Source organism: Streptosporangium heterodermiicola, assembly GCF_051390675.1.
Taxonomy (GTDB): Bacteria; Actinomycetota; Actinomycetes; order Streptosporangiales; family Streptosporangiaceae; genus Streptosporangium.
This window is the reverse complement of the sequence record NZ_JBPJSR010000013.1, coordinates 256633-268994: the sequence shown is the minus strand read 5'-3', so window position 1 is coordinate 268994 and position 12362 is coordinate 256633. Positions and strand designations below refer to the sequence as shown.

11 protein-coding genes are annotated in these 12362 nt (G+C 71.8%); 7 read left to right on the top strand and 4 right to left on the bottom strand.

Annotation, left to right across the window (positions count from 1 at the left end):
- Positions 1-478: 478 nt before the first annotated feature.
- The 4 genes from ACSC1Q_RS27415 to ACSC1Q_RS27400 all read left to right on the top strand — a co-directional run bounded on the left by ACSC1Q_RS27415 (position 479) and on the right by ACSC1Q_RS27400 (position 4432).
- Positions 479-856, top strand: coding sequence for a hypothetical protein (locus ACSC1Q_RS27415; RefSeq protein WP_436761557.1), 378 nt, complete (start codon positions 479-481; stop codon positions 854-856).
- The gene (locus ACSC1Q_RS27410) at positions 853-2394 is read left to right on the top strand and encodes a multicopper oxidase family protein (RefSeq protein ID WP_436761556.1); all 1542 of its coding nucleotides are present in this window, start codon (positions 853-855) and stop codon (positions 2392-2394) included. The genes ACSC1Q_RS27415 and ACSC1Q_RS27410 overlap by 4 nt, the downstream gene beginning before the upstream one ends.
- 206 nt (positions 2395-2600) lie before the next feature.
- Positions 2601-3977, top strand: coding sequence for an FAD-dependent oxidoreductase (locus ACSC1Q_RS27405; RefSeq protein ID WP_436761555.1), 1377 nt, complete (start codon positions 2601-2603; stop codon positions 3975-3977).
- Between the two features lie 167 nt (positions 3978-4144).
- Positions 4145-4432 carry a Fe-S cluster assembly protein HesB gene (locus ACSC1Q_RS27400; protein WP_436761554.1) on the top strand — a complete coding sequence of 96 codons (288 nt, stop codon included), beginning with the start codon at positions 4145-4147 and terminating at the stop codon, positions 4430-4432.
- Positions 4433-4599: 167 nt separating this feature from the next.
- Here the strand turns inward: ACSC1Q_RS27400 and ACSC1Q_RS27395 are convergent, their stop codons facing one another.
- The 3 genes from ACSC1Q_RS27395 to ACSC1Q_RS27385 all read right to left on the bottom strand — a co-directional run bounded on the left by ACSC1Q_RS27395 (position 4600) and on the right by ACSC1Q_RS27385 (position 8711).
- Positions 4600-5073, bottom strand: coding sequence for a hemerythrin domain-containing protein (locus ACSC1Q_RS27395; RefSeq protein ID WP_436761553.1), 474 nt, complete (start codon positions 5071-5073; stop codon positions 4600-4602).
- Between the two features lie 198 nt (positions 5074-5271).
- Positions 5272-6219, bottom strand: a complete 948-nt coding sequence (locus ACSC1Q_RS27390; RefSeq protein WP_436761552.1) for a TIGR03557 family F420-dependent LLM class oxidoreductase — start codon at positions 6217-6219, stop codon at positions 5272-5274.
- 191 nt (positions 6220-6410) lie between these two features.
- Entirely contained in the window at positions 6411-8711 is a 2301-nt protein-coding gene (locus tag ACSC1Q_RS27385; RefSeq protein ID WP_436761551.1) for a phosphoketolase family protein, read from the bottom strand.
- Positions 8712-8912: 201 nt separating this feature from the next.
- On the opposite strand from ACSC1Q_RS27385, the gene ACSC1Q_RS27380 reads away from it, so the two are divergent.
- The 3 genes from ACSC1Q_RS27380 to ACSC1Q_RS27370 are packed head-to-tail and all read left to right on the top strand — an operon-like array spanning position 8913 to position 12084.
- Entirely contained in the window at positions 8913-9722 is an 810-nt protein-coding gene (locus tag ACSC1Q_RS27380) for a fumarylacetoacetate hydrolase family protein (protein ID WP_436761550.1), read from the top strand.
- Between the two features lie 3 nt (positions 9723-9725).
- Complete coding sequence (locus tag ACSC1Q_RS27375; protein ID WP_436761549.1) at positions 9726-10868, top strand: DUF3500 domain-containing protein; 1143 nt, start codon at positions 9726-9728, stop codon at positions 10866-10868.
- Positions 10869-10896: 28 nt separating this feature from the next.
- Positions 10897-12084, top strand: coding sequence for an FAD-dependent monooxygenase (locus ACSC1Q_RS27370; RefSeq protein ID WP_436761548.1), 1188 nt, complete (start codon positions 10897-10899; stop codon positions 12082-12084).
- Here the strand turns inward: ACSC1Q_RS27370 and ACSC1Q_RS27365 are convergent.
- Entirely contained in the window at positions 12048-12281 is a 234-nt protein-coding gene (locus tag ACSC1Q_RS27365; protein ID WP_436761547.1) for a DUF5999 family protein, read from the bottom strand. The two genes, ACSC1Q_RS27370 and ACSC1Q_RS27365, sit on opposite strands and share 37 nt — an antisense overlap.
- Positions 12282-12362 lie beyond the last annotated feature (81 nt).

Sequence of the window (12362 nt, the reverse complement as noted above, 5' to 3'; positions counted from 1 at the left end):
GGGCACATGTCGCGTCACGTCCACGACAGCGGAGAGCTCGCGGGGATCGATTCTTTGCGACATATGAATGAAATATTGCGGCTATCTGTTCGTCATCTTATGATTTTTGTACCACCTGATACCGCCCTTTTGTCAAGCCCACGGCATCCGCCCCCCTCCGAGCGGGTCTTCGCGAGCCGTTCGCGCACCGGCCGCCGTCTACTCCCCCGGTCGTACGTCCGGGCACGACCGGTCCCTCGTACACCAGGGGAAGTACGGCAGGGCGCTTCGCCGGGGTGACGACGCCCGCGCCCCGGGCCGGGAGCCTGGACACCGAAATCCGACGGAGGTGTCCATGAGTTCCCCAACCGCTCCGACCGGCCGGGCCGGCGTGCCCGCACCGGCGGATCCGGCAGGCCCGGCAGGCCCGGCAGGCCCAGCGGATCCGGCCGGGCCTGCCCGTCCGGCCGACGCGCCCGCCCGGACCGGTCCGGCCCGCGTGCCCGCCTGGATCGTCTGGTCCCTGCGGGTCACCGCCACCCTGCACCTGGTGACCGTGCTCGGCCAGGCGGTCATCGCCGGCATGTTCGTCACCGGGGAGGTGGACCTGCTGGCCCAGCACAACCTCGTCGCCATGATCACCACGGCGCTGGTGGGCCTGCAGCTCATCGCCGCGATCACGCTGTGGCGGCCGGGACGCGGCCCGCTGTGGCCGCTCGGGGTGAGCGTCCTGCAACTGCTACTGGTGAACGCCCAGATCGTGCTCGGCCAGGAGCGCCTGGTCGCGGTGCACATCCCGCTGGCGATGGTCATCTTCGGCATGGCCGTGTCGATGACCGCCTGGACGTGGCGGGGACAGCGGAGGGCGGCCGCGTGATCTCCAGAAGGCGTTTCCTGGGCGGCGCGCTCGGCGTGACGGGCCTGGCCGCGGCCGGATGCGGCGCGGTGTCGGCCGAGACCGCGGGCCAGGTCCTGCCCAGCGCGCTGCCGCTGCCCAGGCCGTTCACCGTCCCGCTGCCGATCCCCGCCGTGGCGCGCCCCGCGCGGCCGGGACACTACGAGGTGGTCCAGCGCCCCGCGAAGGTGGAGATCGTCCCGGGGACGACGACCGAGGTGTGGGGGTTCGACGGCACCTTCCCCGGGCCGACCTTCCAGGTGCGGCGCGCGAGCCCCGTCACGGTCCGGGTCCGCAACGAGCTGCCCGTGCCGACCTCCACGCACCTGCACGGCGGGGTGACCCCGGCCGGCTCAGACGGCTATCCCACCGACCTGGTGGTGGCCGAGGGCCGCGGCTTCCGGCCCCCGCCCGGCGGCCACTCCCACCACGGCATGCGCGTGGACCCGTCGCAGTGGACGCTACACCCGGGGGCGAGGGACTACGCGTACCCGCTGGACCAGCGGGCCGCCACGCTCTGGTATCACGACCACCGGATGGACTTCACCGCCCCGCAGGTCTGGCGGGGGCTGGCCGGGTTCATGATCGTCGGGGACGACGAGGACGACGCGCTGCCGCTGCCCAGGGGCGAGCGGGACGTCCCCCTGATGATCTGCGACCGCGCGTTCGAGGAGGACGGCTCGTTCCGCTACCCGGCGGCCGATCCCAGCCTGCTGGTGAGCGCCGGGGTCGAGGCCGCCTACATGGAGGGGGTCGAGGGGGACGTGATCCTGGTCAACGGCGCCCCCTGGCCGGTGCTGGAGGTCTCGAACACCCGCTACCGGCTGCGGCTGCTCAACGCCTCCAACGCCCGCCGCTACCGGCTGGAGCTGACCCCCGGCGGCAGGTTCGTCCAGGTCGGCAGCGACGCCGGGCTGCTGGCCGCCCCCGTCTCGCACCAGGCGATCACGATGGCCCCCGCCGAGCGGTTCGACGTGGTCGTCGACTTCTCCGCCTACCCGGTCGGCACCGAAGTGACGATGGTCAACACCCTCGGCACCGGCCCGGCGCGCGACGTGATGCGCTTCCGCGTCACGCGCCGGGCCAGGGAGGACAGCGCGGTGCCGGGGCGCCTGGCGGCGTTCGAACCGGCCGTCAGGTCGTCGGCCGCCGCCTCGCGGCTCTTCGACTTCCGCAGGACCGGGCAGGGCCCGGAGGCCTCCTGGACGATCAACGGCCTGCCGTTCCGGCCCGGCAGCCCGCTGGCCAGGCCCCGGCTCGGCACCACCGAGGTCTGGCGCCTCACCGGCGACTTCCACCACCCCGTGCACGTGCACATGGCCCACTTCCAGGTGCTGTCGCGCAACGGCCGGGTCCCGGCGGCGACGGACGGCGGCTGGAAGGACACGGTCGACGTCCACCCGTACGAGGTGGTGGAGGTCCTGGTGCGCTTCGAGGGCTTCCGGGGGCGCTACATGATGCACTGCCACAACCTCGAACACGAGGACATGGCGATGATGGCCGACTTCGAGGTGGTCTAGGGGCGTCCCGGACCGTACGAGAGCCCTGTCCGCGCGGGGGTGATCCGTCCCCGTACCCGGTGGGGAAGGCCCCCCCGGGGGCCCGCCCGCGCGGGGGTGTCCGTATCCCGGAGCCCGTGAGCGCGCACGGCGTGGCGTGCCGGTCGTTTGAGCACGCCCGCTGGAGGAAGCCGTACCATCGGCGGTCCACAGGGGGGATGGAAGCGATGACGGAACGACTGGTGGTGATCGGCGGCGACGCCGCGGGGATGAGCGCGGCCTCCCAGGCCAGGCGCCGGCGCGGGCCGGAGGACCTGCGGATCGTCGCCTTCGAGAAGGGCGCTCACGCCTCCTACTCGGCCTGCGGGATCCCCTACCTCGTGGGCGGGGAGGTCGACGACGTGGAGTCCCTGGTCAGCCGGCGCCCGGAGGTGTTCCGCGACGAGCTCGACATCGACCTGCGGCTGCGCACCGAGGTCGTCGAGATCGACCTGGACCGGCGCGCGGTGGCCGTGCGCGACGAGCGGGGCGGCGACCCGAGCTGGGAGCCGTTCGACCAGCTCGTGGTCGCCACCGGCGCCGTGCCCGGCCGCCCGGACGTGCCGGGGGCCGACGCCGAGGGGGTGTACGGCGTGCAGACCCTCGACGACGGCGTCGCGCTGCTGCGCGCCCTGGAGGACAGGCCGCGCAGGGCGGTGGTGGTCGGCGGGGGCTACATCGGCCTGGAGATGGCCGAGGCGATGGTACGGCGCGGGCTGGAGGTCTCCCTCGTCGACGCCGCCGAGCAGCCGATGAGCACGCTCGACCCCGACATGGGCGCCCTCGTCGCCGACGCCCTGCGCGACCTGGGGGTGAAGGTGCACCTCGGCGAGCGCATGGAGGGCTTCGAGGAGTCCGGCGGGCGGGTCTCGGCGGTCCGCACCGAGAACCTGACCCTCCCCGCCGACCTGGTCGTCCTCGGGCTCGGTACCCGCCCGAACAGCGCGCTGGCCGGGGCCGCGGGCATCCCGGTCGGCGAGACCTCGGGGATCGTCACCGACCGGCGGATGCGGACCCCGGTGGAGGGCGTCTGGGCCGCCGGCGACTGTGTCGAGACCTTCCACCGGGTCTCCCGGCGACCGGTCGCGATCGCGCTCGGCACCCACGCCAACAAGCAGGGACGCGTCATCGGCATCAACATCGGCGGCGGGCACGCCTCCTTCCCGGGCGTCGTGGGCACCGCGGTGTCCAAGATCTGCGAGTACGAGGTGGCGCGCACCGGCCTGACGACGGCGGCGGCGGAGCAGGCCGGGTTCGAGCCGGTCGGCGGGATCGTGGAGTCCACCACGCGCGCCGGCTACTACCCCGGCGCCCGCGAAATGAAGATCAAGACGATCGCCGACCGGGGGACGGGCCGCCTGCTGGGCGCCCAGATCGTCGGCCAGGAGGGCGCGGCCAAGCGGATCGACGCCCTGGCCGTCGCCATCTGGCACGAGATGACGGTGGAGGAGATGTCGGGGCTCGACCTGTCGTACGCTCCCCCGTTCGCCCCCGTGTGGGACCCCGTCCTGATCGCCGCGCGCAAGGCGGCCGAGCACATCGACCGGCTCGACGGGAAGGCCTGAGCCCTCGACCCACCCGCGGACGAGGGCGCGACGACACGCGGGGTTCCGCCGGGCCGCGGCGCGCTCGCATGATCGACCGGACGCGGGAAAACCCGCGGGGATGGTTGGGCCGGATGAGAGCGGGCAAGGTCGAAGAATCCAAGTCCCGATCCCGACAAGGAGTAGCAATGCTCACATTGACGGACACGGCAGCCCAGGTAATCCGGGATCTCAGCTCGCAGGTGACCGACTCCCCGGGCACCGGGGTTCGCATTTCATCCCAGAGCGACGGAACCGGATCGCTCGTGCTCTCGATCGCGGAACATCCCGAGTCCGCCGACAGGGTGGTGGAGTCGGAAGGGGCACGAATCTTCCTCGACCCGCAGGTCGTGGACATGCTCGACGACAAGTCGCTGGACGCGGACGTCGACGAGGGCGGCGGCGTCGCCTTCCTCGTCACCGAACAGCTTCACTGACCACCGGGGGCAGACCCGGCAGCGGGCCCCGGTCCCTTCGAGGGACCGGGGCCCGTACGTGTTCCCCCTCGGGGGCGACGGCTCCACGGGGACGGCTCCCCTGGAGGCGGCTTCTCGGCGATGACTCCCCGGCGGCGAGGGGGCCGCGCGGTGACCGCCGGAACGGGTCAGGCGCGGGCGCTGCCCAGGGCGAGCGGGTCCTTCGGCGCCCCGGCCTTGGCCTTCTCCATCTCCTCACCGAGCTCCTGGAGCCTCTTGCGTCCCATGGCCTCCCGCACCTGCGGGAACCACTCCTGCTCCTCCTCCTCGACGTGGTGGCGGACGTTCTCGATCAGCACCGTGACCTTGGCGTCGAACCGCTCGTCCTGGGGGTCGAGCCCGGCCAGCTCGGAGAGCATCCAGACCACCACGTGGTGCTCCTCGACGCTCTCCAGGACGTGGTCGGAGGTCTCGGGAACGCTCTCGCGCGCGGCCGGGTAGAAGATCCGCTCCTCGATGTGGGCGTGGGCGGTGAGCTCCTCGATGATCTGGTCGACGAGGTCCCGCTTCTTCTTGTACGCCCGCTCGCCCGCGCCCTCGAACTCCTTGAACAGCTTCTCGACGGTCTTGTGGTCGTCCTTGAGCAGAACGATCGCGTCCATGCTTCTCCTTTATTACGATATCCGGTGTGATCAGGGGTTGAGCGGGACCTTGACGGCCCCGCCCCGCTTCTTCTGGAAGATCTGGCAGATCTCGTAACCGTGCGGCGCCCGATCGAGCCAGGTCCATGACCCTGAGAGGGCCTTGAGAGCCTCGGGAAGGCCTCGGGAGGGCTTCTGGAGAGCGGGGCGCCGAGGATGTCAGCGCAGCCGGGGCAGGACCTCCTTGGCGTAGAAGTCGAAGAAGGCGTCCTGCTCCTGGCCGATCTGGCTGATGTAGACCTCGTCGAAGCCCGCGTCCACGTACTCCTTGATCGCCTTGAGGTGCACCTCGGGATCGGGGCCGCAGGGGGCGGCGATCTCGTCCTCGGTCACCATCTCGGCGAGTTCCTCGAAGTGGCGGGGCAGCGGCAGCAGCTGCATGGCCTCACCCTGGATGCCCTCGGTCGGCCAGATCCGGTGCGCGGTCCTGCGGCCGGTGGCCTCGTCGGCGGCGTGGCAGACCTTCAGCCCGCCCTGGGCGGGCTTGCCCGCGCCGCCCGCCTTGTGGAACTTCTCCACCAGCCCGGCGTTCGGGGCGGTGCAGATGTAGCCGTCGGCGATCTTCCCGGCCAGTTGCACGGCCTTGTCCCCGAAGGCGGACATGTAGACGGGCGGCGGCTCGTCGGGAAGGGTGTAGAGGCGGGCGGTGTCGACGCGGTAGTGCTCTCCTCGGTGGGTCACCAGCTTCCCGCTCCACAGCTTCCGCATGAGCTCGACCGCCTCCTCCAGCATCTCCAGCCGTTCGGAGGCCGGGGGCCAGCGCGAGTCGACGATGTGCTCGTTGAGCGCCTCACCGGTGCCGACGCCGAGCCGGAACCGGCCGCCGGACAGCGCCGCGCTGGTGGCGGCGGCCTGCGCGACGATCGCCGGGTGGGTGCGGACCAGCGGGCAGGTGACGGCGGTGGTGATGGGCAGCGAGGTCGCCTCGGCCACCGCCCCGATCACCGACCAGACGAACGGGCTCTGGCCCTGCGCGTCCAGCCAGGGGTGGAAGTGGTCGGAGATCCACAGGCCCTCGAAGCCCGCCCGCTCGGCGAGCTTGGCCTGGCGTACGAGCTCCGCCGGCCCGTGTTCCTCACTCGACAAGAAGTATCCGAACGTGGTCATTTTCCCTCCCCGATCGCCTGAGCTGCGGCGACGTCTCACTTACCCTGTCCGCGAAGGTCAAACGACGGGGTGTCCGTGGACGGGCGCGATCCCCTCCCCGATCTCCCCGGCCACCAGGGGAAGCGGCGCGACTCGGCGGCGGTTTCGTCCTGGGCCTCCACCCCGTGATCGGCCCGATCAGCGCTCCCCGATCAGTACGGCCAGGTCCAGTCGCGGATCTCGGCCGGGTCCTCGCCGTACTCGCGGGTGTGGGCGCGGGCCCGCAGCCGGGAGTCGGCCATGTGCTGGCGCAGGTGCGCCGAGCGCTCGGCCAGCCCGGGGACCCGGTCGACGACGTCCATCACCAGGTGGAAGCGGTCGATGTCGTTCAGCATGGCCATGTCGAACGGGGTGGTCGTGGTCCCCTCCTCCTTGTAGCCGCGCACGTGGATGTTCTCGTGGCCGTTGCGGCGGTAGGTCAGGCGGTGGATCAGCCACGGGTAGCCGTGGAAGTTGAAGATGACCGGCCGGTCGGCGGTGAACAGCGCGTCGAACTCGGCGTCCGACATGCCGTGCGGGTGCTCGGTGGGCGGCTGCAGCCGCATCAGGTCCACCACGTTGACGACCCGGACCCTCAGCTGGGGCAGGTGCTCGCGCAGCAGGGCGGCCGCCGCCAGGGTCTCCAGGGTGGGCACGTCACCCGCGCAGGCCAGCACCACGTCCGGCTCGGTCCCGGCGTCGGTGCTGGCCCACTCCAGCACGCCCAGCCCGCGCGTGCAGTGCGCGATCGCCTCGCCCATCGGCAGCAGGTCCAGCACCGGCTGCTTCCCTGCCACGATCACGTTCACGTAGTCGCGCGAGCGCAGGCAGTGGTCGGCCGTCGACAGCAGCGTGTTGGCGTCCGGCGGCAGGTAGACCCGTACCACCTCGGCCTTCTTGTTCATCACCACGTCCAGGAAGCCGGGGTCCTGGTGGGAGAAGCCGTTGTGGTCCTGGCGCCAGACGTGTGAGGAGAGCAGGTAGTTCAGCGAGGCGACCGGCCTGCGCCAGGGGATCTTGCGCGAGGACTCCAGCCACTTGGCGTGCTGGTTGAACATCGCGTCGATGATGTGGATGAACGCCTCGTAGCAGTTGAACAGCCCGTGGCGGCCGGTCAGCAGATAGCCCTCCAGCCAGCCCTGGCACAGGTGCTCGCTGAGCACCTCCATCACCCGGCCGCCCTCCCCCAGGTGCTCGTCGGTCTCCAGCAGCTCGGCGTTCCAGGCCCGGTCGGTGACCTCGAAGACCGCCTGCAGCCGGTTGGAAGCGGTCTCGTCGGGGCCCATCAGCCGGAAGTTGTCGGGGTTGGCGGCGATGACGTCGCGCAGGAAGGCGCCCAGCACCCGGGTGGGCTCGGTCGTGGCGGAGGCGGGCGCCTTGACCTCGACCGCGTGCTCGCGGAAGTCGGGCAGCGCCAGCGGCCGCAGCAGCTCGCCGCCGTTGGCGTGCGGGTTGGCGCTCATCCGCAGCGGCCCCTCGGGCACCGTCCCCAGGATCTCGGCCACCGGCCGCCCCTCGGCGTCGAACAGCTCCTCCGGCCGGTACGAGCGCATCCACTCCTCCAGCATCGCCAGGTGCTCGGGGTTGTCGCGCACCCCCGACAGCGGCACCTGGTGGGAGCGCCAGGTGCCCTCCACCGGCAGGCCGTCGACCTCGCGCGGCCCGGTCCACCCCTTCGGCGTCCGCAGAATGATCATCGGCGGCCGGCCGCCCTCGGCGATCTGGTCGAACACCGTCTCCAGGGTCTCGGCCATGATCTGGTGCACGGCCTCGGGGTCGTCCCCGGACACGAGGTGCGGGCGGTACCCGTAGCCCTCCATGAGCCCGACCAGCTCGCCCTCGGGGATGCGGGCCAGCACGGCCGGGTTGGCGATCTTGTAGCCGTTCAGGTGCAGGATGGGCAGCACGGCGCCGTCGCGGCCGGGCGCGTGGAACTTGTTGCTGTGCCAGCTGGCCGCGAGCGGCCCGGTCTCGGCCTCCCCGTCGCCGATGACGCAGGCCACCACCAGGTCCGGGTTGTCGAACGCGGCCCCGTAGGCGTGGGCCAGGGAGTAGCCGAGCTCGCCGCCCTCGTGGATCGAGCCGGGCGTCTCGGGCGCCACGTGGCTGGGGATGCCTCCGGGGAAGGAGAACTGCCGGAACAGCCTCCGCATCCCCGCACCGTCACGAGAGATATCCGGATATTTCTCTGTATAGGAGCCTTCCAGCCAGGCGTGCGCCACCGCGGCGGGCCCGCCGTGCCCGGGACCGGCGACATAGATCATGTCCTGGTCGCGTTCGGCGATGATCCGGTTCAGGTGGGCGAAGCAGAAGTTCAGCCCCGGCGTGGTCCCCCAGTGCCCCAGCAGCCGGGGCTTGATGTGCTCGGCCCGCAGCGGCTCGGCCAGCAGCGGGTTGTCCAGCAGGTAGATCTGGCCGACCGACAGGTAGTTGGCCGCGCGCCAGTAGGCGTCGACGTGCGCGAGTGCGTCCATACCTCGACAGTTCCTCAGCTGAGGCGTTCAAACCCCGCGGACCCCGCTCCCCCTATCGAATTGGGGCGGAATGTACAAAGATCTCCCGATGAGTCTGGAGCGACGTTAGGGTGCGTTCGAGACTGCTGTGCTTCCCGTGATCGGGAACGTCGGGAGTGAACGATGAGGTTTGTCGGGTTTCGGGATGAACGTCAGGTCCGGGTGGGCGTACTGACCGGTGATGACCTGGTGGCGCCGCTGACCGAGGTGGGCGAGTTCTACGCGGACCTGCCCGTCTGGACCGCGAGGGCGCGTGAGCTCTCCGGCGGCGAATCGGGATCGTACGGATACGCGTTGGCGGAGCTGGACCTGGCCCCGGCGGTGGCCGGTTCCGCGCGGGCGGTGTGCGTCGGGCTGAACTACCGGGACCACGCCGCCGAGGGCGGCTTCCCGATCCCGGAGACACCGGCGATCTTCGGCCGGTGGACGGCGTCGCTCGCGGTCGACGGGACGCCCGTCCCGGTGCCGCCGGACGAGCCGGGCCTGGACTGGGAGGTCGAGCTGGTCGCGGTGGTCGGCACGGAGCTGCGCTGCGTGGACGAGGAGACCGCGCTCGCGGGGGTGTTCGGCTACGCGACCTTCAACGACCTGAGCGCCCGCCGGGCGCAGCGGCTGACCGCGCAGTGGACGCTCGGCAAGAACTCCGACCACAGCGGGCCGATCGGCCCCGTGGTGACCGCCGACGAGGTGGGCGACCCCGCGGACGGGCTCCGGCTGATGACCCGGGTCAACGGCGAGGTCGTCCAGGACGGCGACACCAAGGACATGATCTTCCCGGTCGGGCGGGTGCTCGCGCACCTGAGCCGGACCATGACGCTGCGCCCCGGCGACCTGGTGGCGACCGGCACCCCCGCCGGGGTGGGGTACGCGCGCACCCCGGCGCGCCTTCTGGGCGCCGGGGACGTGGTCGAGGTGGAGATCGGCCGGCTGGGGACGGTGCGTAACCCGATCGTGGCGTGGCCGGAGAGCTGACCGATGTCACAGACCTCGCATTTCACCCACTCTTCTCACGAGCACGGTGCTCCCGGGCGGACACCGCGCTCGGGCCTTGAGGAGCGTCCCGGGGACTTCAACGTCACCCTGATCACCTTCGCCGCGATGGCCCTGTACGACGCCCTGGACGGCGAGCAGCGGAAACGGGCGCTGCTGCCCTTCGACGACGCGGACCGCTCGAACTGGAACTTCCTGCCCGCCTCGGGACGCGCCGGGGTGCCGCTGCGGGATCTCAGCTTCGACCAGGGCATCCTGGCCCACCGGCTGATCGCCCAGTGCTGCTCGGAGCGGTCGTACGCGCAGGTGGTGCAGGTGATCTCGCTGGAGCACGTGCTGCGCGAGCTGAACCTGGAACGGTTCGGGCACGTGGCCAGGGAGTTCCGCAACCCGGGGATGTACTTCCTGACGTTCTTCGGACAGCCCAACCCCGACTCGGTGTGGGGGTGGCGGCTGGTCGGCCACCACCTGTCGCTGAACTTCACGGTCGTCAACCAGGACCACCTGGCGGTGACGCCGTTCCTGCTGGGCTCGGAACCGGCCCGCTTCGGCCCGTACCGGGTGCTGGGCGAGGAGGAGGACCTGGGGTTCGCGCTGCTGCGCTCGCTGGACGACGGGCGGCGGGCGCGGGCGATCATCCACCCGGTGCCCCCGGCGGACTTCGTCACCCGTACGGTGCCGAGGATCGGCGAGGTGGAGCTGCCCGACCCGCACGGTGTCGGCCGCCGGGACGCGATGATCACCGAGGCCGACCGGCAGGCCCTGCGCTACATCAGGGCGCACCCGCGCGGGATCGCCGCCGCCGACCTGACCTCCGGGCAGCGGCGCGCGTTCGACGAGCTGCTGGAGTGCTACCTCGACCGGGCCAGGCCCGGCCAGGTGGCCGCCGAGATGGACCGCGTCCGCGCCGCCGGCCACGGCGACCTGCACTTCGCCTGGGCCGGCGCCGACGACCACGGGCTCGGCCACTACTACCGGATCCAGGGCCCGGTCACGTTGATCGAGTTCGACAACACCGAGGACGACGCCAACCACGCCCACAGCGTGTGGCGCGACCCGGCCGGCGACTTCGGCGAGGACCTGCTGATGAGACACCTCATCGAGGAACACCGCGGTGCCGCGGGGTGAGACGCCGCCCGACGAGAGGAACCCCTGAGTGAAGATCGCCATTGTCGGAGGAGGCCTCGGCGGGCTGGCCACCGCGCTGCTGATGCGGCAGGCAGGCCTCGACGCCGTCGTGTACGAACAGGCCGCCGAGCTGCGCGAGGTCGGCGCGGGAATCGTGGTGGGCCCCAACATGGTCCGCCCCCTGGTGCGGGCCGGGCTCGGCGAGCGGCTGGCGTCCTTCGCCGTGCCGCTGGAGACCGCCTGGGAGTTCCGGCGCTGGGAGGACGGCCGGGTGCTGTCGTCCCAGCCGATGGGCGAGGAGTGCCGGAGGCTGTACGGCACCGACTGCTACGTCGCGCACCGGGCCGACCTGCTCGACATGCTGCTGGAGGCGCTGCCCGCGGACGCGGTCAGGACCGGCCGGCGGCTGGAGGTGCTGCAGCAGGACCACGACGAGACCGAGCTGATCTTCACCGGCGCCAGCGGCGTGAAGACGACGGTCACCGCCGACGTGGTGATCGGCGCGGACGGCATCCACTCGGCCGTACGGCCCGCGGTCGTCGACGAGGAGCCGCCGCGCTTCTCCGGGCTGTGCGCCTACCGGTGCCTGGTCGACGCCGAACGGGCGCCGGAGCTGGCGCTGCGCCGGGTGCAGACGCTCTGGCTGGGGCCCGGCCGCCACTTCGTCCACTACCCCATCAGGGACAAGAAGCTGGTCAACATCGTCGCGATCGTGCCCGCGGGCGAGTGGCGCGTCGAGTCGTGGACGGCCGACGGGCGGCTTGAGGACCTGGCCCGCGAGTTCGAGACCTGGGACCCCCGGCTGGGTCAGCTGGTCGCCGCGGCCACCGAGACCAAGCGCTGGGCCCTGTACGACCGCGCCCCCCTGGAGCGCTGGACGTCGGGACGGGTGGCCCTGATGGGTGACGCCGCCCACTCGATGCTGCCCTTCTTCGGCCAGGGCGCCGCCCAGGCGATCGAGGACGCGGTGGTCCTCACGAGCTGCCTGCGCGACGCCAGCCGCGAGACGGCGGCGAAGGCGCTGGCCCGCTACGAGGAGATCCGCAGGCCCCGGGCCTCACGGGTGCAGCTGATGAGCCGGGGCCGCGAGATCCAGAACCACCTGCCCGACGGGCCCGCCCAGCTGGAGCGCGACGCGGCCCTGGCCGGCAGCGACCCGCTCCGGCAGAGCGCCTGGCTCTACGGGCACGACCCCGAGACCGCCATCGCGGGCTGAGCGGGCTTGACGGTCGCGACGGGCGGGCGGTGCGGCGGGACCGCCCGCCCGTCGGGCAGCAGCTCGCCGGTGTCCTCGAAGAGCACCACCCCGTTGCAGAGCAGGCTCCAGCCCTGCTCGGGGTGGGAGGCGATCGGCCTCGCGGCCTCCCTGCCGGGCGCGTAGGCAGGGGGACATGGGGTTTCGTGCCGGCACATGGCGTACCTCACTGGTCTGAGCTGGTCTGCGCTGGTCGGCGCTGGTCGGCGCTGGTCCGCGTCGTCTTCCCGCAGGATGCG